The 20481-nt window shown below is 64.3% G+C and carries 18 protein-coding genes and 3 pseudogenes; 13 read left to right on the top strand and 8 right to left on the bottom strand.

Annotation, left to right across the window (positions count from 1 at the left end; translation table 11 throughout):
* Nucleotides 1-7: 7 nt before the first annotated feature.
* Entirely contained in the window at nucleotides 8-946 is a 939-nt protein-coding gene (locus tag G6N41_RS21605; protein WP_198965616.1) for a LysR family transcriptional regulator, read from the bottom strand.
* A gap of 77 nt (nucleotides 947-1023) precedes the next feature.
* Here G6N41_RS21605 and G6N41_RS21610 point away from each other — a divergent pair, with 77 nt between their 5' ends.
* From G6N41_RS21610 to G6N41_RS21625, 4 genes and pseudogenes are all read left to right on the top strand, one after another.
* Entirely contained in the window at nucleotides 1024-2397 is a 1374-nt protein-coding gene (locus G6N41_RS21610) for an FAD-dependent oxidoreductase (protein WP_198965617.1), read from the top strand.
* A 22-nt stretch (nucleotides 2398-2419) separates the two neighbouring features.
* Nucleotides 2420-2746: a ferredoxin gene (gene fdxA / locus G6N41_RS21615; RefSeq protein WP_198965618.1), complete on the top strand. Its 327-nt coding sequence runs from the start codon at nucleotides 2420-2422 to the stop codon at nucleotides 2744-2746.
* Nucleotides 2747-4123: 1377 nt separating this feature from the next.
* Nucleotides 4124-4321, top strand: a complete 198-nt coding sequence (locus G6N41_RS21620; protein WP_198965619.1) for a hypothetical protein — start codon at nucleotides 4124-4126, stop codon at nucleotides 4319-4321.
* A gap of 26 nt (nucleotides 4322-4347) precedes the next feature.
* Nucleotides 4348-5219, top strand: a pseudogene (locus G6N41_RS21625) (IS5 family transposase).
* Nucleotides 5220-5389: 170 nt separating this feature from the next.
* On the opposite strand, the gene G6N41_RS21630 reads toward G6N41_RS21625, so the two are convergent.
* Both G6N41_RS21630 and G6N41_RS29830 read right to left on the bottom strand, forming a co-directional pair.
* Complete coding sequence (locus G6N41_RS21630; protein WP_012395064.1) at nucleotides 5390-5983, bottom strand: TetR/AcrR family transcriptional regulator; 594 nt, start codon at nucleotides 5981-5983, stop codon at nucleotides 5390-5392.
* Nucleotides 5984-6167: 184 nt separating this feature from the next.
* Nucleotides 6168-7430 carry a PE family protein gene (locus G6N41_RS29830; protein ID WP_198965620.1) on the bottom strand — a complete coding sequence of 421 codons (1263 nt, stop codon included), beginning with the start codon at nucleotides 7428-7430 and terminating at the stop codon, nucleotides 6168-6170.
* Nucleotides 7431-7715: 285 nt separating this feature from the next.
* Here G6N41_RS29830 and G6N41_RS21640 point away from each other — a divergent pair.
* Nucleotides 7716-8948 (top strand): annotated as a pseudogene (locus tag G6N41_RS21640) (alpha/beta hydrolase family protein).
* An 8-nt stretch (nucleotides 8949-8956) separates the two neighbouring features.
* Here G6N41_RS21640 and G6N41_RS21645 read toward each other — a convergent pair.
* The 3 genes and pseudogenes from G6N41_RS21645 to G6N41_RS21655 all read right to left on the bottom strand — a co-directional run bounded on the left by G6N41_RS21645 (nucleotide 8957) and on the right by G6N41_RS21655 (nucleotide 12524).
* Nucleotides 8957-9775, bottom strand: coding sequence for a 1-acyl-sn-glycerol-3-phosphate acyltransferase (locus G6N41_RS21645; RefSeq protein ID WP_198965621.1), 819 nt, complete (start codon nucleotides 9773-9775; stop codon nucleotides 8957-8959).
* A gap of 290 nt (nucleotides 9776-10065) precedes the next feature.
* Nucleotides 10066-11715, bottom strand: a pseudogene (locus G6N41_RS21650) (PE family protein).
* Nucleotides 11716-12152: 437 nt separating this feature from the next.
* Nucleotides 12153-12524, bottom strand: coding sequence for a ClpX C4-type zinc finger protein (locus tag G6N41_RS21655; RefSeq protein WP_231608651.1), 372 nt, complete (start codon nucleotides 12522-12524; stop codon nucleotides 12153-12155).
* Between the two features lie 104 nt (nucleotides 12525-12628).
* Between G6N41_RS21655 and G6N41_RS21660 the strand changes: the two genes are divergently transcribed.
* From G6N41_RS21660 to G6N41_RS21675, 4 genes are all read left to right on the top strand, one after another.
* On the top strand, nucleotides 12629-13891 hold the full coding sequence (locus G6N41_RS21660; RefSeq protein WP_198965623.1) for an alpha/beta hydrolase: 1263 nt from the start codon (nucleotides 12629-12631) through the stop codon (nucleotides 13889-13891).
* A complete protein-coding gene (locus G6N41_RS21665) occupies nucleotides 13888-14889 on the top strand; it encodes a tocopherol cyclase family protein (protein ID WP_198965624.1) in 1002 nt (333 codons plus the stop codon). The genes G6N41_RS21660 and G6N41_RS21665 overlap by 4 nt, the downstream gene beginning before the upstream one ends.
* Nucleotides 14890-15077: 188 nt before the next feature.
* Nucleotides 15078-16418 carry a WS/DGAT/MGAT family O-acyltransferase gene (locus tag G6N41_RS21670; RefSeq protein ID WP_198965625.1) on the top strand — a complete coding sequence of 447 codons (1341 nt, stop codon included), beginning with the start codon at nucleotides 15078-15080 and terminating at the stop codon, nucleotides 16416-16418.
* Between the two features lie 80 nt (nucleotides 16419-16498).
* Entirely contained in the window at nucleotides 16499-17647 is a 1149-nt protein-coding gene (locus G6N41_RS21675; protein ID WP_198965626.1) for an acyl-CoA dehydrogenase family protein, read from the top strand.
* A gap of 5 nt (nucleotides 17648-17652) precedes the next feature.
* On the opposite strand, the gene G6N41_RS21680 is transcribed toward G6N41_RS21675, so the two are convergent.
* Entirely contained in the window at nucleotides 17653-18345 is a 693-nt protein-coding gene (locus G6N41_RS21680; protein WP_198965627.1) for a mycothiol-dependent nitroreductase Rv2466c family protein, read from the bottom strand.
* A 216-nt stretch (nucleotides 18346-18561) separates the two neighbouring features.
* On the opposite strand from G6N41_RS21680, the gene G6N41_RS21685 reads away from it, so the two are divergent.
* The 4 genes from G6N41_RS21685 (at nucleotide 18562) to G6N41_RS29065 (ending at nucleotide 19848) form a co-directional block, all read left to right on the top strand.
* Nucleotides 18562-18777, top strand: a complete 216-nt coding sequence (locus tag G6N41_RS21685; RefSeq protein ID WP_198968062.1) for a hypothetical protein — start codon at nucleotides 18562-18564, stop codon at nucleotides 18775-18777.
* Nucleotides 18778-18849: 72 nt separating this feature from the next.
* Complete coding sequence (locus tag G6N41_RS21690; protein ID WP_198965628.1) at nucleotides 18850-19137, top strand: hypothetical protein; 288 nt, start codon at nucleotides 18850-18852, stop codon at nucleotides 19135-19137.
* On the top strand, nucleotides 19106-19267 hold the full coding sequence (locus tag G6N41_RS21695) for a hypothetical protein (RefSeq protein ID WP_198913342.1): 162 nt from the start codon (nucleotides 19106-19108) through the stop codon (nucleotides 19265-19267). The genes G6N41_RS21690 and G6N41_RS21695 overlap by 32 nt, the downstream gene beginning before the upstream one ends.
* Nucleotides 19268-19272: 5 nt before the next feature.
* Entirely contained in the window at nucleotides 19273-19848 is a 576-nt protein-coding gene (locus tag G6N41_RS29065) for a hypothetical protein (RefSeq protein WP_231608534.1), read from the top strand.
* A 79-nt stretch (nucleotides 19849-19927) separates the two neighbouring features.
* Here G6N41_RS29065 and G6N41_RS21705 read toward each other — a convergent pair whose 3' ends face one another.
* Nucleotides 19928-20368, bottom strand: coding sequence for a protease inhibitor I42 family protein (locus G6N41_RS21705; protein ID WP_012395075.1), 441 nt, complete (start codon nucleotides 20366-20368; stop codon nucleotides 19928-19930).
* Nucleotides 20369-20481: the final 113 nt, after the last annotated feature.

The following is a 20481-nucleotide window of genomic DNA, read 5'->3' on the forward strand; positions in this document are numbered from 1 at the left end:
GCGCGGCCTACTCACCGCCGGACGTGATGTGGCTCAGCAATTCTCGTATTGCCCCGGCGGGCGGAACACGCCCACCGACCCAGATGGCTCGAAGCTGGCGGCGCAGGTCCAGGCCAGCGATGCTGATGGCCCGTAACCGGCCGACCGCCAGGTCATCGGCGATGGCCAGCCGGCTCATCGCCGCGGGCCCCGCACCGGCCAAGACCGCGGCGCGCATCGCCGCCGCCGACGAGAGTTCAAGAACCGGCGGTGCTTGAACCATGTCCTCACCCAGCACCTGACGCAGCGCCACGGTCAGCGAATCGCGGATGCCAGAGCGGGGTTCGCGGGTAACCAGTGGCGTCTCGGCCAGCTCGCGGGCGGTCACCGGGCTGGGCCGCCGAGTCCACTTGTGCCCGGGCGGGACGACCACCACCAAGTCGTCGTGGCCCACCACACGACTGCCCAGTCCGGTGGGCGGACCGGGATTCTCGACGAATCCGAGATCGGCGGTGCCGTCACGAACCGCGGCGATCGCGTGGTCACTGTTGGTGGCGGTCAAGATCACTTGCGGGGCGGTGGTGCCGCGCCGCTTGGCCGCGTCCTGCAATGCCAGCAGCCAATGCGGCATCAGCTGTTCGGCAATCGTCTGGCTGGCCGCCACCCGGATCCGTTCGCGTCCCTCCTTACGCAGCGATCCAAGGCCCGCATCGATCTCCTGTGCCACTTCAAGCAGGCGGGCTGCCCATTCGGATACGATCAGGCCGGCTGGGGTAAGTTGTGAGCCGCGCGTCGTGCGGACGGCCAACGTCACGCCGGTGTGGGCCTCCATGGCCGCGAGCCGCTTGGACACCGCTTGTTGGGTCAGCCCAAGCTCTCGGGCGGCTGCCCCCAGGCTTCCGGTCTGGGCGATTGCCAGAAAGATTTCAAAAGAGGCAAGTTCGGGCATGCGGGAGCTGAGCGGCATGCTTGATCAAATCACAACCAATGCTTGTGACTCCACAACATCGACACCTCTACCCGGTCGCGTTGGGGATGACGAGCATGAGAGACATGACCCGTCTCTACCACGTAGCGATTGTGGGTTCCGGCCAGTCCGGGTTTTTTGCGGCGGCGGCCCTGCTCAAAGCCGCCAATGCGTCGGATCAGATCGATGTCGCGGTCGACATGCTCGAGATGTTGCCGACGCCCTGGGGCCTGGTCCGTTCCGGTGTCGCGCCCAATCACCCCAAGATCAAATCGGTAAGCCAGCAGTTCGAGAAGACCGCGCAGGACCCGCGTTTTCGCTTTTTCGGCAACATCAAGGTGGGCGAGCATGTCGAAGCGGCCGACCTGGCCCTGCGCTACGACGCGGTGATCTACGCCGTCGGTGCGCAGTCTGACCGTGCACTCGACATTGCCGGCGAGCAGCTGCCGGGCAGTGTTGCCGCGGTTGATTTCGTCGGCTGGTACAACGCGCACCCGCACTTTGAGCAGATGGCACCGGATCTGTCCGGCGCCCGCGCCGTCGTCATAGGCAACGGCAACGTTGCCGTCGACGTCGCGCGCATCCTGGTGACCGATCCAGATGTACTGGCCGCCACCGACATCGCCCATCACGCGCTGGAATCGTTGCGCGCCCGCACGGTTGAGGAAGTGGTGATCATCGGTCGGCGCGGCCCCTTGCAGAGCGCGTTTACCACACTGGAGTTGCGTGAACTCGGCGAGCTCGACGGCGTCGACGTCGTAGTCGACCCAGCCCAGCTTGACGGCATCAGCGATGACGATGCGGCCGCGATAGGCAAAGTCGCCAAACAAAACCTCAAGGTACTGCGCGATTACGCCAGTCGCCCGGCCAGACCGGGGCACCGTCGGATCGTGCTGCGTTTCTTGACGTCTCCCATCGAGATCAAGGGAAACGGCAAGGTGGAAAGCATCGTGGTCGGCAGAAATGACTTGGTGAGCGACGCCAGCGGACGAATGATGGCCAAGGACACCGGTGCACGTGAGGAACTGCCCGCACAACTGGTGGTGCGTGCCGTCGGCTATCGCGGTCTCCCCACCCCTGGCTTGCCGTTTGACACCAATAGCGCCACCATCCCCCACAGTGGCGGTCGAGTCGCGGGCAGCAGCAACGAATACGTCGTTGGCTGGATCAAGCGTGGACCGACCGGCGTAATCGGAACGAACAAGAAAGACTCCCAGGACACCGTCGACACCCTGCTCGAAGACCTGGCGCACCAGCCCGCCAACCCGGCCGCCGACCAGAACCGCGGCGACGCGCTCGCCGAATGGTTGAACTCCTGCCAGCCGCAACTGATTGCCGCTGCACACTGGGAGGCTATCGACAACTTTGAGCGCGAAGCCGGCCAGTCCCAGCAGCGTCCCCGCGTCAAGGTCGCGAGTCTGCCCGAACTGCTTCGCATTGGCCACGGCTGACATCTCCTGGAAGGAAACCGCTATGACATATGTTATTGCCGAACCCTGCGTCGACATCAAAGACAAGGCGTGCATCGAGGAATGCCCCGTCGACTGCATTTACGAAGGCGCCCGGATGCTCTACATCCACCCCGATGAGTGCGTCGACTGTGGTGCCTGCGAACCGGTGTGCCCGGTTGAGTCGATCTACTACGAAGATGATCTGCCCGCCGAATACAGCGGCTACACACAAATCAACGTCGACTTCTTCAGCGAGCTCGGCTCGCCCGGCGGCGCCGCGAAAGTCGTTCTCACCGAGAACGATCCGGAAGCCGTCAAGAACCTGGAAATCCGGGCGGAGGCCCAGTAGCACCAACCCGGATCAAACCCTCCAGACCCTGCCCGGGCGGCGCGTATGACCCGCCCGGACAGTTATCTGTTGCCCTCGCCGGAATTCCGGTGAACCGCCCCAGCCACGGTGCAGTATCCGACACGATGGCATCCTTTCGGTCGCAGACGGTAGCGCGACATTGATCAGGTGGCACCGAAACCCCATACAGCGCTGCCATATCCGAGTTTCTCCCCATCGCGGACACAGTGGCCCGCGCGATGCGGCACCTGGGCAACTCAGCAACTCCTCCGCTTGCCTCAGCGCATACCATTTTGTATTGTACGTTACTGTAGGTCATAGCCGGCCGACGCAACGAATCGGTCGACGGACCGCGGTGAAAATCAAGAACCGCTGAGCCGAGGTGTTTTACACATGGACATTGACAAACGCAGATCCGCAGCGATCCCGAGCAGCTGGAGCTGGCCAACGCCAGGAAGCGCCGCCATGCCGCTAGCCGATTACTCAATCGGCTCGGCATCCCCCTGGGCGGCATCGGCGCGCCACGTTCAGCCCCGAGAAGTCGCCCGCAGCGAGCACCTTCGTTCGGCATCACTAGACGCCACGGAGCGCGCCGATTTGGTGTCGCGTCTCTATGACGTCTACTGCGAGACGGTGCGAGGCGATACGCAAGATCAGTTGGCAGGAAGGATATTCGCCGGGGACGAGGTTCGCCTCATCGTGTACTACGGTGCGCTAGGCCAAGTCGTGGGTTTCGCGTAAGCCGGCTTGGAACGGATGGCCGCGACGGGCGATCGGCACGCGATTTTCTATGCCGGGGTCTTCTTTCGACGGGGCTATCACTGCGGGGCGTCAGCAATATTCTGGGGTTTACGCCAGGCATTGCACTTCAAGCTTAGTGAACCGCGTACCCGCCTCGCCTACTGCACCCGCAGCTCATCTCCTGCGCCCTATCGGCTACTTGCCGCGACCATGCCACGGGTTTACCCGTGCCGCAATCACCGTACCCCGCCCCAAGTCGAGTCCCTAGCAAGAGCGTTCAGCGCTCGAATGCACTACGTCCCGATCGGCGCAAGCCCCTGGATCGTGCACTCCGGCGCGATACCACGGGACGCCGCACGCCTACACAGCCTCGAGCACGACCCCCACGCACGGTTCTATCGCGACCTCAATCCACGATTCGCCGAAGGCGAAGCACTGCTGACTTGGATACCGCTTGATCCGGCGAACATCGCCGGCGGCTTTGTTCGGTTAATACGCACCTGACTCAAGCCAATGAGAGGGTATCCCCGACGCCCAACGCTGGCGCGGCGCCCCCACCCGCTATTGATCGCACTGTTGGCGGGCGCCGGGTATGGGAGTTGGGCGGCGTTTGCTCATTGTCGCCTCGGCGCGGACGTGTCTGTGCGAGCGGGCTTGACACAGTTCGCTCTCAGCACGACCGCGACACTGCTGCTGGCGATGGCGCTGAAAGGACTGTTTCGACGACCGTCCAATCCGGAATACGGCTTTTGGTTGGCATTTCTCGGCACCTGGGTGCTGGGCACGGCATGGTTGGCGATAGGCCACGCCCTAGGGCGTGTCTGCTTAATGTGAATGGTGTTTTGGCTGATGCTGTTTGGGTGATGCGGACGCATGCGATTTCTGATGATTTGTGGTCGCTGATCGTGGCGGTGTTGCCTGCGGGGCGGCGGCGTGGCCGGCCGTGGAACGATCATCGACGTACTCTGGAGGGCATTATCTGGCGTTACCGTACGGGATCTCCGTGGCGTGACCTGCCCGAGCACTTCGGTCCCTGGCAATCGGTGGCCGAGAGGCATCTACGCTGGTCGGTCGATGGCATCTACGCGCGGATCTTCGCGGCGATCGCCTCTGACCTCGACGCCGAGGACGCCGACCTGGGCGCACTGTTGTCGGTCGATTCGACCAGTGTGCGCGCCCACCAACACGCAGCCGGAGCGCGCCCGGGCGCCGCACAGGGGATCTGTCGAATTACAAGAAATATCTCGATGAGCCCGATGACCACGCCATTGGGCGTTCCCGCGGCGGGCTGACTACCAAGATCCACGCCTTGACCGACCAGCTGTGCAGTCCGGTCACCCTGGCACTGTCGGCCGGTCAAGCCGGTGATAATCCGATGCTTTGGCCATTGCTGGCCGCCCGGCGCAGCAACTCATACGCCCCGTTTCACCTGCTGGCGGACAAGGCGTACTCCCATGACTCGACGCGGGCACAGCTGCGCCGGCTCAAGATCGCCCATACCATCCCCGAGCGCAGCGACCAGATCACCCGCCGCAAAGCCAAAGGCCGCAACAGAGGACGGCCTCCGGGGTTCTCAGGCCGAATCTACAAGCACCGCAACACCGTCGAGCGAAGCTTCAACCGGCTCAAACACTGGCGCGCGGTCGCCACCTGCTACGACGAATACGCCCTGACCTACCTCGGCGGTGTCACCCTGGCCGCCATCATCACCTACCACCGCGTCCGCAATTAGCAGACAGGACCGAGGCGGCACACCTCATGCCGCGGTGGCAATTGCTCCTTCGGTCGTCGTCGGCGCTACCGCCTGCTTCGCCTATGCGCGAACTCTGCTCAGCCACGCCAGGCGCACCGATGTCCAGGAGCCGTCAACCGGACCGCAGGGCACCTGCCAAGGCGGCACAGTCACTCCCGCAACAAGAATTCCAGAAACCAATTGCGTTCCGGCGCCGCCGTCTGCCTCTTCAGCGCCGAACCGAATAAGCCCTTAAGCGCCGAACCGGACATGTGCAGCAGCCCCAGCCCGGCGGCAAAGGCTGTGTTGGCACGCATTTCGGCCTCGTCGGCATCAAATCCGTAGTCGCAGAACGCCTGCTGCACGGCTCGCACCATCCGGCGGTCGGCCGAAAGGACCGCGGCCGCAACGGTCTTGTCGGAGCGGGCCCACTCGCGCATGGCGCGTTCGAGCTTCCAGAGTCGAGGCCTGGCCAGCAGGGCCATCATCAGCGCCAACCGTTCCCGCGGCTCGACCTCCCTCAGACCTTCGATTTCGTCGCGGTCTTCGTCGCGGAACTGCGCCCACGCCTCAACGAGCGCGTGCCGGTAGCCTTCCATGTCGGCGAAATGCCAGTAGAAACTGCCCTTCGTTACGCCTAGGCGGGCGCAAAGCTGATCCAGCTTGAGCGAACTGAGTCCTTCCTCGGCCAATATTTCGAACCCAGCCTGCACCCAGTCGTCTACCCCAAGCCTGCGATTTCCCGACGTGCCACGCCCTGCCATGAATTCGAGCCTACGTACTGTTGGCACCGCTCTTGCTGTGAGGTGCCCAACAGGGCAAGCATCCCACCGGTCGGCCAGATGTGGGCCTCGAGTGATTTCGCAGGCCAACGGCCCGGCCCCGCGGGCGCGTCATGGTCGCCGGCAAGGTTGGCCCCGACCAAGTCGGCGCCCGGCAAAGCGCCGGTTACCCGCTCGGTCCGGGCCGGCCGAATAACAGCCCGCCACTACCACCGGCGCCGGGGTCACCGGGGCCCCGGCTGATTGGACCAGTTCCACCACCACCGGCGACGGCGCCGGCACCACCATTCCCGATCAGCCCGGCGCTACCCCCGTTTCCGCCATCTCCACCGCGGCCAGCCCCTGTTGTCCCATCCCCTCCGCTCCCCCCAGTGCCACCACCAGCACCGTTGCCGATCAGCCACCCACCACGACCTCCGGCGCCACCGGTGCCCGCATCGCCCCCATCGGCGCCACTTCCACCAGTCCCGCCGGCCCCACCGGCGCCGCCGTCACCGAACAGCCCGGCCGCGCCGCCGTTTCCACCGAGTCCGCCAACACCGCCGAATGCCTTCAAGCTGGCATCATCTCCGGCGTTGCCTGCGTCGCCCCCGGATCCGCCGCCACCCCAGAGCAGGCCCCCATTGCCCCCATCGCCACCATATCCACCGAATCCCCCGAACTCGCCATTGCCGAGGTTGTTGGTGGCACCGCTGCCACCGTGCCCGCCAAAACCGCCATCGCCGAACAACATGGCGGAACCGCCACTACCGCCATTCCCGCCGGCACCCCCACTCACAAAGCTGGCGGGATTGGCACCCGCGGCACCGCCATCACCCCCTGCCCCTCCGTTGCCGTACAGCAGCCCGCCGTTGCCCCCCAACCCGCCGGCCCCGCCAGCCGAGCCGCTGGTTCCATCGACACCCGCGCCACCGTTACCGCCATTGCCGAAAAGTCCGGCGGCCCCGCCCGCACCACCGGCAGGGTGTGCGGCATCGCCGGCCGCACCGCGTCCTCCGTTGCCCCACAACAACCCGCCGTCACCGCCGCTACCCCCTGGGGCCGTCGCGTTGCTGCCATTGCCGATCAATGGCCGCCCCAGTAGTGATTGGGTGGGCGTGTTGATCACGTTGAGCACGTCTTGCACCAGTTGCTGCAAAGGCGCAACGTTGGCCGCTTCAGCGGCCGCGTAGAGCTCCGCGCCTACGTTCAAAGACTGGACAAACTGCTGATGAAACATCGCGACCTGAGCACCTAGCCGTTGATACGCCCGGGCATGGCCGGCCAGCAACGCCGCGATCGCCGACGACACCTCATCGGCACCAGCCCCCAGCACACCGGTGGTCGGCGCCGCCGCCGCCGCGTTCGCTTCGACCAGCACAGACCCGATTCGTTGTAGTTCCATTGCCGCCGACATCAGAGCCTGGGGCGCCACCGCGACAGATCGCATCGCAAATCCTCCAAGGGAATCGTTGTCCATTCATCCACTGCCCATCCCTCGGAGCCAAAGTTCCTCCTGCCGTGCGAATACCGGATAGGGCGGACAGCGCGATACATACCGTACAATCTAGTATGTTATTGGGAGGTGATGTCTGCGACCGGGCACTGCTCGGGCGATGGGCAAGTGACGCGCGGGCGCGATCTTGGCTTGTGCCGTGCGCCGACTCGAGTCAACGCAGCTAGGCTGGCCACATCCAGTCCCGTACCCTGCCGTGTTCAACGAAGTAGAGGCCAGATGCAGGACATCGACCAAACGGCCGCCTCGCCGCGCCCGAGCCGCGGCAACGCCAGTCCCCTGCAGCAGATGCTGGGCCCACTCACCCGTACCGGTGGGTTCTACGCCCGAACCTGGGGCACCTACCTGGATCGCCAGCCTGGCGAACTTCCGGTGGCAAGACCCACACTCGCACTGGCCGCCCAGGCATTCCGAGACGAGATCGTGCTGGCCGGCTTCGGCATGCTGCGGCCCACACCCACGACAACGACGCTGGAACAGACCGATCGCGAGGTGCTCGCGGCGCTGCAGATGTACCGCCAACACGGCTGGCTTGACCGGCCCGAAGCATTCTTCGCGGCTCCCCCGCCGCTCGCCGATGTCACCGTCAAACGCGTGCATAGCATGGGACGCACCTACCAGCGCATCTTGTTCGACAGCGAGTACCAGCCCCACCCCGGCGAACCGGGCCGCGAGCGATGGCTCAGCTACCCGGGAAACCGACGGGTGTACGGCCTGCTGCTGCAACACCGTCGGCCCCGTCCCTGGCTGATCTGCGTGCACGGCGCAGAGATGGGACGCGCCGCGCTCGATCTGATGCTGTTCCACGCCTGGCACCTGTACTCGGATCTGGGTCTTAACGTCGTGTTGCCGGTGCTGCCGCTGCATGGTCCCCGGGCGCGGGGTCGACCCTAGGGCGCCGCTTTCCCGAGTGAGAACGTGCTCGATGCGGTCCATGGCGCCGCCCAAGCCGTGTGGGACTTGCGGCGTCTGCTGTCCTGGATCCGCTCACAGCAGGCCGACCCGATGATCGGGCTCAATGGGATTTCCCTCGGGGGTCTGCTCAGCGCGCTGGTCGCCAGCCTCGACGACGGGCTCACGTGCGCGATCCTGGGGGTGCCGGCCGTCGATGTGGTTGATCTGATTGGCCGTCATGCCGGAATCAGTGGGCATCGCCGGCTCCGTCAGACGATGAACACGGCCAAGCCCATCGGCCGGAGGATCTCACCGTTGGCACTGACTCCACGCACCCCGCAATCGGGCCGGTTCATCTACGCCGGTGTCGCCGACCGGTTGGTTCACCCTCGCGACCAGGTCACCCGGCTCTGGGAGCACTGGAGCAAGCCCGAGATTCATTGGTATCGGGGCGGCCACACCGGCTTCTTTGGCTCCCAGCCGGTTCAACGGTTCGTCGACGCCGCGCTGGTTCAGTCGGGGTTGGTGGACCCGGCGCCGCTACGTCGCAGACGCTGACGCAGCCATTAGCCCAGAATCGGGAAATGACGCTGGGACGCCAACGCGTCCAGCCCGCACTGCATCACCTGACGCACCCGCGCGTCGACGTCTGAGGCATCGGGGTGATCGCCGAACTCGGTGACGATGTCGATCGGCGGCAACACCTCGGTGACGATCTTGGTGGGCAGCGGCACGTTGACCGGCGCCACGATGCTGAACCCGAACGGAATGCCGAAAGTGATCGGCAGGATGTTGGTGCGAAACAGCCTGCGTTCCAACCTGGCGAGCCGCAGCGCACGCGCGAGGCGCCTGCCCCGGGTCAAGAACAACTGGCCTTCCTGCCCGCCGATGGACACCGCGGGAACGATCGGCACCTTTGCCTCGATAGCGGTGGCCGCGTAACCGGTCCGACCGCCGAAGTCAATGACGTTCTCGCGCAGGGTCGGTCGATACACGTCAAGGTCTCCGCCCGGAAAGACCAGCACTACCGCACCAGACGCCAACGCCGCGGCCGCGTTGGCCCGCGTCGCGCGGATCACCCCGGTGCGGTTGAAGAACTCCGCGGCGGGCCCGGCGAACAAGGTGTCAAAGCCGAGCGCGAACAACGGGCGCTCGTACCCGTACTGGTCGTAGTAGCCGACGGCAAAAACCGACAGATCAAACGAAACCAGGCCACCGGAATGGTTCGACACCAGCAGGGACGCACCGGGCGGGATGTTGTCCAGGCCACGCACCTCGGAACGGATGTAGCGCTTGACAATCGGCCTGGTCAGGGCGATGACATGCGCGGTGAGGGCGCGATCCCACTTGTCGATGTCGGTGGTATTGCTCCGGGTTTTGCTCATGTCATGCCTAGCTCACGGGTGCCGGCTTTGATGCTACGCCGCCCCAGGGGCACCGTAGCGCTGTGTTGCAGCGAAATCGGCGGCCCTCGGAATTCCAGGTGACGACAAGCGCCTCAACACCTCTCGATCACATCACGCACCGGGCGCAGTTCCCAAAGCCCAGACCCGCAAGTACGTCTCGGCCCGGCCGGTCACCATTGCAACGCACGGGACGCGGCTGCGGATCCGCTCGTCATCGACTGACTTCCAGATCGATCGCCCTCGCCGATCACCCAGCCAGACCGATCGAGCTAGGGAAAGAGACTCTGCAGATCTTTGATGTTGCTTTGGAGAGTTCCGATGGCGACCAGGGCGACTACTCCACCCGAGATCGCGGTCAGTCCCACGTCGGCCGCGATGGGATATCCGAACGCATTGATGAGGTTGCCCTGCAGGAGTTGATCGGCAAAGAGGGTGGCGTCATAAGTGGGCATCGTGATGACGAAGGCCGTGCCGATGTCTGCCAACGGAAGCAGAGTTGCGTAGTCGTCGGAGACAATCTTGGTCAGCGTGTTGACGACCTCTACCGGAGTGGGGGCCGCCGCGAGCGCGGCCATGAGGTCCGGCGCTTACAGCATCGGCGGTGATGGCAGCGTGGCCGGCTGCGAGAACATTTGCTGAATATCGGCCGAGAAGTCGCTAATGCCCTACTTCGTTCCCGCCACCAGCGCGTCGGCGATGACGTGTGGCGGCACATCGGGGAACAAGCCGAACGGCGTCGTAATGTCGGCTGGGCTCGTGGAATAACCTTAGGTGGGGTCGCCATAGCCCAGGTTGACGAGCACTTTCAGGTCCGGCTGGATCAAGTTCGCCAAGGGGTTCCCGATGACCGGGATCGCACGTAGCGGCTGCAGAAGTGGCAAGTTTTCCGTCGGAAGAATGTAGTAACTGGTGACGCCCGAGTAGCCTGGGGAGGTCGCCAATGGAATTGCATTATCAACCTGAGCTTGGGTGAGATCCAAATAAGTTGGATGCACATAGACAATGCCCATGACCGCATTTAGGTCGGAAATAAAATTTAGCGGATAACGCGGGAAGTCGGCAAGGCCATCGTATTCCAGCGTGTAATTCGAGGTCGGGTAAATAGTGTCCGACGGCGTTCCGCCGTAGAAGGTCAGCCCCAGGCTCGGGATCGACAGGTCCGGGAACCGGGCCACCAATCCGCCGTTCGGGTTCATCTCGTTGCCCAACAGCACGAAGTTCAGCTGAGACGCGGTTGGCGCGGCCGGTCCCAGAGCCGCCAGTTTCTGCATTTCCAAAGAAGCGATCACCGCACTCTGCGAAACCCCGAACACCGTGACGGTATTACCGGGAATCGCAAGCTGCTCCATGATCGCGTTATCCAGAATGGTCAACCCCTCGCTTACCAAGGCATCGAGATTAAGACTCTTGGTACCGGTCAGCGGATACAGTTCCTCGGGCGTGTTCAGCCCCAACAGGGCATTGACTGAACGCACGTAGAGTTCATTGGCAAGATTGATAAACCCTGGACCCGGTATCGGAATTCCGGTGCCCCTCATAACCAGCGCCGTAAGATTTGCCGGGAATGGCGGGATCGTGGCAGCGGGCGCCGCGGCCGATGTCGCCGGGACGCCCAGCGCACCCGCAAGCGCTGCCGCCCCGGCCGCCTCCGTCTGCACATAGGCATTTCCGGCCTGAGCCAAGGCCTGCTGGAACTCGGTATGGAACGCCGCAACCTGACCGGCCACCGTCTGATAGGCCTGACCATGGGCCGCAAAGAAGCTGGCTATCGCGGCGGATACCTCGTCACTGGCAGCGGCCGCAACGCCCGAGATGGAGCCGGCGGCAAACTCGTTGGCCACACCGATCGCCGACCCGATTTCCTCGACCTGCCCGGCGACCGTCGCCATGACCTGCGGCTCCGCAACCAAGAACGCCACCGTTTGCACCCCTTCTCAGCGACCGACACTTGAGCAAAGCCCAACAACCCTGGGCAATCGATGCGGTGTAGATCACAGAGCCTAGGGCGGCCTCCCACCCGCTGTCCTGGATTTGGGAAACGTCTCGGGTGGTCAACGGCCGGGCACTTCGTCGCCGACATTGCATATAGCTACCAAGAAGACCGTGAAAACCGTTTCCTTCCAGATTTTTTCATCGTCGCGACGAGATTTCCGCCCGACCGGGACGAGCATTGCGAACCCCGGAGGGTCGGCGACGGACAACGCCCCCGGCGACCGAGAGCCACCGTACTCGAAGGCATGTTCGCACCACCACCGAACGCGCGATGCGCTTCGTCGACGGACTCCGCGGACGTGGATATCGCGGGTGTCGCACCGAGCCACACCCCAACGCGCCGGCCGGTCCGCCCACAGTATTGCTACCGCTGCACCGAGAATCGCTCCCACGCGGACTGCCGGGTAACGCCAAGGGCTTCACCAACTCTCGACCACGTCACGCCACGGCGACGCAGCTCGGCGACCCAGGCCCGCAAATCCGCCCCGACCTGACCAGCTACTACCGCAATTCGCGGGATGTGACTGAGCATCTGCTGATCATCCATCGACTCCCACATCGGCAGCCGAACCTCATGCGGTCTGTCGCGATACGTGTCCATGATCGCCGCGGCGGTCGCCACGCACTCGTTGCAGATCTGCACCCCGGCCCCGGCCACCAGCATGTCGATCTCGGTGTCGGGCTTTGCGCAGAATGAACACCAGATCTGCGCAACCGGCCTTGGGTGAGCACTCACCACAACACTCCCACTCCGTCAGGAACTTCCTTACACGATACGGCGTCAGGTAGTGGGAAGCGCCTGACAAGATAGTGGGAAGCCGAACTAAGTATTGTGGGAACATGGGGCGCGCACAGATCATCCACATCATCCGCCAATTCGGAGCGTTGGGAGTAGCCGCAGTCACCGCGGTGTCCACGCTGAATGCGTATAAACCCCTGGCACGCAAGGGATTCCTGTCGATTTGGTCGTGGATGTTCGGTCTGGTCGTCACGGAGTTTCCGTTGCAAACTATGGCCAGTCAGGTCGGCGGGCTGTTGTTGACGGCCCAACGCCTCACCCGCCCGGTGCGGGCAATCTCGTGGCTGGTGGCGGGGATCTCAGCCTTGGGGTTGTTGAACTTCAATCGGGCAGGCCACCGGGCCGACATCACGCTCAAGGACGCCCTCGACAGCGGCCTGGGGACCGATCGCCGTGCCGGCTCGGCCGGACTGTGGCACCGTCCGGCCGGTCCCGGCACCGCCAAGGCCCCGGGACCATTGCGCATGTTGCGCATCTATCGCGACTACGCGCACGACTCCAACATCTCCTACGGCGAATACGGCAGCGCCAACCATCTCGATATCTGGCGGCGTCCCGACGTCGATCTCAGCGCCAAGGCGCCAGTGCTTTTTCAGATCCCCGGCGGCGCCTGGACGACAGGAAACAAGCGCGGACAAGCCCATCCGTTGATGAGCCATCTCGCCGAGCTGGGCTGGGTCTGCGTGGCGATCAACTATCGGCACAGCCCGCGCAATACCTGGCCCGACCACATCATCGACGTCAAACGCGCCCTGGCCTGGGTCAAGGCGCACATCGCCGAATACGGGGGCGACCCCGACTTCATCGCCATCACCGGCGGTTCCGCCGGCGGCCATCTGTCATCGCTGGCCGCACTGACCCCCAACGACCCGCAGTTCCAGCCCGGCTTCGAGGAAGCCGACACCCGAGTACAGGCGGCCGTGCCGTTCTACGGCGTCTATGACTTCACCCGTTTCGACGACGCGATGCATCCGATGATGCCCGGGCTGCTGGTGCGATCGGTGGTCAAGCAGCGCCCATCGGCCGACCTACAGCCATTCATCACAGCGTCGCCGGTCAATCATGTGAGCGCCGACGCGCCCCCGTTTTTTGTGCTGCACGGCCGCAACGACTCACTGGTTCCGGTCGAGCAGGCCCGCGCGTTCGTCACCGCACTGCAAGGTGTCAGCACCCAGCCGGTGGCCTACGCCGAATTACCCTTCACCCAGCACGCATTCGACATCTTTGGCTCCGCGCGCGCGGCGCATGCCGCCATTGCGGTTGAGCAGTTCCTGGCCGAGACCTACGCACGCCAACAACGATGACGGCTACATATCTGCGCTGGGTGGCCGAAGGCGCCGCCAAGCGACTGGTCGACGCATACCGGAGCACCGGCGCCGATCTGCCTTTCGGTGACCCGTTGCCATCACATGGGCGCGAAATGGAGGGCTGGTTCTGGCGCCTCACCGATCGCGCCTCTGGCCGCGTGGTTGTCGCCCTGTGCAGCGTGAACCAGCACCCGGACGGGGACTGGGCCACGGTCGCGGTGGCGCTGCACCCCGGTGATGTTGTGCGCAGCGCCGCCTTGGACGACGCCAATGCGGACTCATCCCCGTTCGCGGTACATGCCGGCGATCACGACACGGCCCGGGTGGCGGCCGGCACCGATCGACTCCGCATCGACATCGACGAAGTTCATCTAGACCTACACTTCAGCGATCCGGTCGAATGGCCCAAGCCGTTCGGGGGCGGTGGACTGTTTTCCTCCATTCCGTTCCTCAACCAGTACTGGCATCCCTACCGCCTCGGCGGAAATGCCAGTGGCACAGTGGGGTTCAATGGCGAAACCTGGTCATTCGACTCGGCCCGGCTCTACTGTGAACGCAATTGGGGCACCGGCTTTCCCGAACACTGGTGGTGGGGCCAAGCGCACGATTTCGACAACGCCGACGCCTCGGTCGCATTCTCTGGGGGCCTTCTTCAGTTCGGTCCAATCCGCCAGGACGTCACCGGAGTGGTGGTGCGACTCGGCGACGAGGTGATTCGCGTGACGCCCCCCGCGGTAGTGCGTTCCCAGATCACCGACGGACACTGGCGGGTGCGCGCCTTCTCACTGCATTACCAGATCGAGCTAGAGGGCGAAGGCGCCGGCAGCGGTCCGCATACGCTGCCCGTGCCAGTGCCGGCCCAACGCCACAACCTCGACACCGACTTTGAGCACCTTGCCGGGCGACTCCATTGCGTCGTGCGCAAATTCGGCCGGGTGGTGTTCGACGGCACCTGCGAGCTGGCCGGTTTGGAGCTCGGCAGCCGCCCGAGCTAACAGCCGCACGCTGCGTGGCAAAACGGCTGGTGCAACAGCGGATTCATTCACTCATTCGGCACCACGGAACAGCCACTTCGCGGCGGCCGGCATGCCCGGCCGACGGCCATTTCGGCGGCTCCGGAAGCCCGTAATCCGATCGCGCCAACCACGAACCACTGGCAGCCGAAATCGCTAGGGTGGGCCACGTGAAACTACTCAGCCCGCTGGACCAGATGTTCGCACGGATGGAGGCGCCCCGCACCCCGATGCACATCGGGGCGTTTGCAATCTTCGACATGCCCAAGAATGCGCCGCGGGGCTTCATCCGTGACCTCTATGAGGCGGTCTCACAGCTGGCATTTCTCCCCTTTCCGTTCGACAGCGTGATCGCCGGCGGCCCCTCCATGGCCTATTGGAAGCAGGTGCAGCCCGACCCGAGTTACCACGTCCGGATGTCCGCACTACCCCAACCCGGAACCGCACGCGATCTTGGCGCGCTGGTGGAGCGACTGCACTCGACGCCACTGGACATGACCAAGCCGCTGTGGGAACTGCACGTCATCGAGGGTCTGGAAGGCAAGCAGTTCGCCATCTATTTCAAGGCCCACCACTGCGCGGTCGACGGCATGGGCGGGGTCAACCTGATCAAGAGCTGGCTAACCACCGACCCTACCGCTCCCCCGGGTTCGGGCAAGCCGGAACCGCTCGGCGATGATTACGATCTGGCCACCGTGTTCGCCGCCACCACGGCCAAGCGTGCGGTCGAGGGCGTTTCGGCGGTCAGCGAGCTGATCGGAAAGATCATCAGCATGGCGCGCGGCGCCAACAGCTCGGTACGAGCGGCCCTCACTACCCCGGGCACACCGTTTAACACCCGGATCAACCGGCATCGCCGGCTGGCGGTCCAGGTGCTCAGCCTGCCCCGGCTCAAGGCGGTGTCCAGCGCGACCGGTACCACCGTCAACGACGTGGTTTTGGCTTCGATCGGCGGTGCGTGCCGACACTACCTGCGGGATCAGAGCGCCTTGCCCAAGAGCAACCTCACGGTGTCAGTGCCGGTGGGCTTCGAACGTGACGCCGACACGGTCAACGCCGCGTCAGGTTTCGTCACCCAGCTAGGCACCTCAATCGAAGACCCGATCGAGCGGCTGACCACGATTTCGGCATCGACCAGCCGGGGCAAAGCCGAACTGCTGGCGTTGTCACCCAACGCCCTGCAGCACTACTCCGTGTTCAGCCTGCTGCCGATCCCGGTGGGACAAAAAAGCGGAGCGCTGGGCATCATCCCGCCCCTGTTCAACTTCACCGTCTCCAACGTGCTGCTGCCCAAGGAGCCGTTGTACCTTTCCGGCGCCAAGCTGGACGTCATCGTTCCCATGTCGTTCCTGTGCGACGGCTACGGCCTCAATGTGACGCTGGTCGGCTATACCGACAAGGTCGTGCTCGGATTCCTCGGTTGCCGCGACACCCTGCCGCATCTGCAACGACTGGCGCGCTACACCGGCGAGGCGTTCGACGAACTCGAGACCGCAACAACCACCGCCTAGCCGGATACCCGAAAGCTCCTGCCAGCGCGACATTGCCGTCCCCGACCTTGGATTGCCATACGGAACGGTATGGTGGACTCATGACCGCCGGCACTACCGACACATTTGTGCACAGCCTCGCACAGCGTGCGCACGAGGCCGAAAAACTTCGGCGCTTGCCCGCGGCCACCGTCACCGAACTGACCGCGTCCGGGTTCCCCGACTTGCTCAAACCGGCCCGCTACGGCGGGCAGCAGGCCGAGTTCAGCGCAATTTTCGCCCCGGTGCGCCGGATGGCGCACGGGTGTGCCTCAACTGCCTGGACCGCGGCGTTCTACGCCCTACACAACTGGATGCTGGCCCTCTTCGACGAGCGGGCACAAAGTGAGGGCTTCACCACGACACCATTTCTTGCCCCGGCCCCGTTGGCGCCAACCGGCCGCGGCCTACCCGCCGACGGGGGCCTCCGGTTGAGCGGGCGCTGGTCATGGGCAACCGGCGTGATGGACGGCAATTGGATCATCGTCGGCACGTTGTGCGGTTCCGACGATGCGATCTATCCCGCCCTGGCACTGTTGCCCGCCAACGACATTCGGATCATCGACGTGTGGCACACCGACGGGATGCGGGCCACCGGGTCCAACGACGTCGTCATCGAGGACGTCTTCGTACCCACCTACCGGCTGATCAAGGTCACTGATATCTACGCTGGCACCACGCCAGGCTCGAAGGTGCACGAAGCGCCGGCATACCGTTGGCCGTTGGTGCCCGCCCTCGCTCTGGTCGCTGCCATGCCCGCGCTGGGCGCGGCCGAGCACGTCGCGGACGTCTTCACCACGCGGCTCGGCGAGCGGATCCTGGCCTACGAAGGCGCCAAACAACAGGACAAACCCGCCGCGCAAGTCCGACTGGGCGAAGCCCGGGTCCGGCTGCGGGCATTGCACGGCCTGCTGGCCGACACCGTCGGGCGAATCGAAGACATCCTCGCGACCGGAGACCGGGTACCGCGTCCGGTCCGCGCCGATGCCCGCCTGGCGGCCGCCCACATCGTGCACGAATCACGTGCGGTGATCGGCGAGTTACTTGAAGCGTCCGGTGCCAGCGCACATTTCCTGAACAACCCTCTGCAGCGAGCCAAACGCGACGTTGACGTGATCAGCGGACACGTCGTCTTCGACTACGACGTCAGCCGAGAACTGGCCGGCGCCTTGGCGATCGGGCGCAAGATCTCCCCCGTCGCTATGGTGTGAGTGGCCTAGCGTCCGGCCAGGCGATCGACATCGATGACTTTGCCGCGGTTGATGCTGACCCAATCGCGCCCATCAAGGTACGGGCGCAGACTCTGCCCGATGAGCTCGGCATCGGCCGCCGACTTCGGCCGCTGCAGTTCGTAGACGTGCGGCAGCTCGGCCATCCCGCTGACCACATTCCACAGTTTCAGGGCGTCAGCGCCGGTCGGAGGGTCTACCAGCACCGGCCCAAACAAGCATTGCCCGTCCATGAAGAGCGTCGGCACGCCGTATCCATTGGCGTCGACAACTCGCTGATGCTCGGCACGGATCTCGTCGTGGGTGCTCGGATCATCAAGCGCTGCATCGACAACCGCCGGCTCCACGCCGATGTCACCAAGCAGGCGTCGCGCCACCGCGGGATCGTGTGGCTTCCCACCGAGCACGTGCAATTCGTGCCCGATCGCCTCATACCACTGGTCCAGCAGCAACATGTCCGATCGGCGCAGCAGTGCGCCGATCCGCATCAGCGACCAGCCGTAGGACCAATCCCGCTCCCAGGGGTGCTTCTTGCCTTCTGCCCGGTTGATCTCTTCCAAGCTGAAGAACCGCCAATTGATGGTGATTCCCAACTGCGCCCGGACATCGAGAATCCAGACCGCAGTCTGGTAGGCGAACGGACACATCGGGTCAAAGTGGAAATCCACAACGGTATCCATCTCGCTTGACCTTTCCAGCGGGAAACTCGGGACCATGGGCCCTGCCACCGGTTGCGGTTCGCGACTCGACGCTGCTGCCCAGCTTAGCGAGGACACATTGGTGCGGGTAGGCGCCGGCAAGCATCACGAGAAATGCCCGTGAAGCGTCCTCGGTGCATCACGTAAAAATGCCCGCGAAACGGTCGATCCTTGGCAGGCATGGGAAGTGGGCTGTCGATGTCGTCTCGGGCCGAGATCACCGCGAAGTTCGCCAGGGCGTATGTGGGGGCGCCGAAGGCGGACAAGGGGCAGATTCTGGATCAGGTGGTGGCGGTCACCGGCTGGTCGCGTGACAACGCCCGGCGGCGGTTGAGGGCGGCGGCCGCGCCGCCGGGAGCGGGTCGGCAGGTCGCCAAACGGACTCGCCGGCAACGCAATCCGAAGTACTCCTAGGATGCGCTCAAGGTGTTGCAGAAGGTGTGGGCGGCCTCAGGCGGGCAGTGCGGCCGGTACCTGGCCGCTTCCATGGCACTTCAGTTGGATGCTCTAGAACGCCACGGCGAACTGGTGGACGGCCGTGACCGTTACGGCCCGGCGGTGCGTGCCGAGCTGTTGGCGATGAGCAGCGCCACGATCGACCGCTACCTGCGCGGCGCCAAGGCCCGCGACCAGATCTCGGGTGTGTCGACGACGAAACCCTCCCGCTGCTGCGGTCCTCGATCACCATCTGCAAAGCAGGCGATGAGGCCGAAGAATCTCCGGGTTCTTCGAAGGCGACACCGTGGCGCACTGCGGCCCGACACTGAAAGGTGAGTTCGCCCGCACGGTCAACCTCACCGACATGCACATCGGCTGGGTGTTCACCCGCACGGTGCGCAACAACGCCCACCCCCACATCCTGGGCGCCCTCAAAACCGGAATTACTAAAATCCCTATAAGGTAACGGGTTTGGACTTCGACAACGGCACCGAATTCCTCAATAAGGCGGTCATCAAGTGGGCCGCGGACATGGAGATCTTCTTCACCCGCTCACGACCCTACAAGAAGAACGACCAGGCCACCATCGAGTCCAAAAACAACCACCTCGTGCGTCGCTACGGGTTCTACTACCGCTACGACACCGACGAAGAACGCGCCGTGCTCAACCGGCTGTGGCACCTGGTCAACGACCGGCTCAACTACCTGACCCCCACCATCAAACCCATCAGCTACGGCTGCAGCCGCGACGGTCACCGCCGCCGGCTCTACGACAAGCCCCAGACCCCTGGACCGGCTGCTGGCCGCCGGAGTCCTCTCAGCGGCCCAACAAACAGAGCTGCTCACCTACCGCAACAGCCTCAACCCCGCCGCGATCGCCCACCAGATCGCCGACCTGCAAGCCGCCCTGCTCAGACTCGCCAAAGACAAGACCGAACAGCTCTACCTCGCCGCCATACCCGCCGCTCTACCCGCCCTCAAAGCCGGCATCCGCATCAAAAGCAAGACCACCACCTGACCCCGATTTCGCGGGCATTCCTTACCTGATGCATGAACCAGGTTTCGCAGGCATCTTGACTTGATGCATCACGGGCGCGCACGCACCAACGCAGCGCTGCGGCGGCGACTACTTCACGGTCACCTTCGCGGTGAAGGTACACGTCGGAGTGTTGTCGCTGCCTACGAAACTGGCATAGCCGGTGGTGATCGTGGTTGTGCCGGGCTTGAGCGCCGTGAATGTCCACACTTCGGTTCCAGGCGCTCCGATCACGTCGGTATCCGGCCGGACATACCGATGACTGATCTGATTCAGCACGGTGGGATCTCCGATCGTCGCGTCTTCGGTCCAGCGGTAGGGCGTGGTGTAGTTGGATCCCAGGGTCACCAGGAGTGTGTCGCCGACCGAGAGCGTGATGTCACGCTCGATGCTGCTCTGCTTCAACACCTCATCCATCGAAACGTCGATGGTCTTGGTAGCCGGCGACCGACCGCGATGCGAGCAGCCGGTGCTGCCCATCACCACCGAGAGAATGAGCATCGCAACGGTCACCATGAGCTTGAAGTTCATCTACACCACCCTTCGATCCGGGTTCGCAGCTTAGTCCCCCGGTGCTCCCGTTGCGGCGAAAGCACGCTGCGTAGGCCGCCGCAGTGTTTGTATCGGCCGGGACGGGCAACGGC

This window comes from Mycobacterium shottsii (assembly GCF_010728525.1).
Classification (GTDB): Bacteria; Actinomycetota; Actinomycetes; order Mycobacteriales; family Mycobacteriaceae; genus Mycobacterium; species Mycobacterium marinum.

Excerpts from the sequence above, each read along its gene's own strand:
- G6N41_RS21605 (WP_198965616.1), bottom strand. The coding sequence starts at position 946 with ATGCCGCTCAGCTCCCGCATGCCCGAACTTGCCTCTTTTGAAATCTTT.
- G6N41_RS21610 (WP_198965617.1), top strand. The coding sequence starts at position 1,024 with ATGAGAGACATGACCCGTCTCTACCACGTAGCGATTGTGGGTTCCGGC.
- fdxA (WP_198965618.1), top strand. The coding sequence starts at position 2,420 with ATGACATATGTTATTGCCGAACCCTGCGTCGACATCAAAGACAAGGCG.
- G6N41_RS21630 (WP_012395064.1), bottom strand. The coding sequence starts at position 5,983 with ATGGCAGGGCGTGGCACGTCGGGAAATCGCAGGCTTGGGGTAGACGAC.
- G6N41_RS29830 (WP_198965620.1), bottom strand. The coding sequence starts at position 7,430 with ATGCGATCTGTCGCGGTGGCGCCCCAGGCTCTGATGTCGGCGGCAATG.
- G6N41_RS21645 (WP_198965621.1), bottom strand. The coding sequence starts at position 9,775 with ATGAGCAAAACCCGGAGCAATACCACCGACATCGACAAGTGGGATCGC.
- G6N41_RS21660 (WP_198965623.1), top strand. The coding sequence starts at position 12,629 with ATGGGGCGCGCACAGATCATCCACATCATCCGCCAATTCGGAGCGTTG.
- G6N41_RS21665 (WP_198965624.1), top strand. The coding sequence starts at position 13,888 with ATGACGGCTACATATCTGCGCTGGGTGGCCGAAGGCGCCGCCAAGCGA.
- G6N41_RS21675 (WP_198965626.1), top strand. The coding sequence starts at position 16,499 with ATGACCGCCGGCACTACCGACACATTTGTGCACAGCCTCGCACAGCGT.
- G6N41_RS21680 (WP_198965627.1), bottom strand. The coding sequence starts at position 18,345 with ATGGATACCGTTGTGGATTTCCACTTTGACCCGATGTGTCCGTTCGCC.
- G6N41_RS21685 (WP_198968062.1), top strand. The coding sequence starts at position 18,562 with ATGTCGTCTCGGGCCGAGATCACCGCGAAGTTCGCCAGGGCGTATGTG.
- G6N41_RS21690 (WP_198965628.1), top strand. The coding sequence starts at position 18,850 with ATGGCACTTCAGTTGGATGCTCTAGAACGCCACGGCGAACTGGTGGAC.
- G6N41_RS21705 (WP_012395075.1), bottom strand. The coding sequence starts at position 20,368 with ATGAACTTCAAGCTCATGGTGACCGTTGCGATGCTCATTCTCTCGGTG.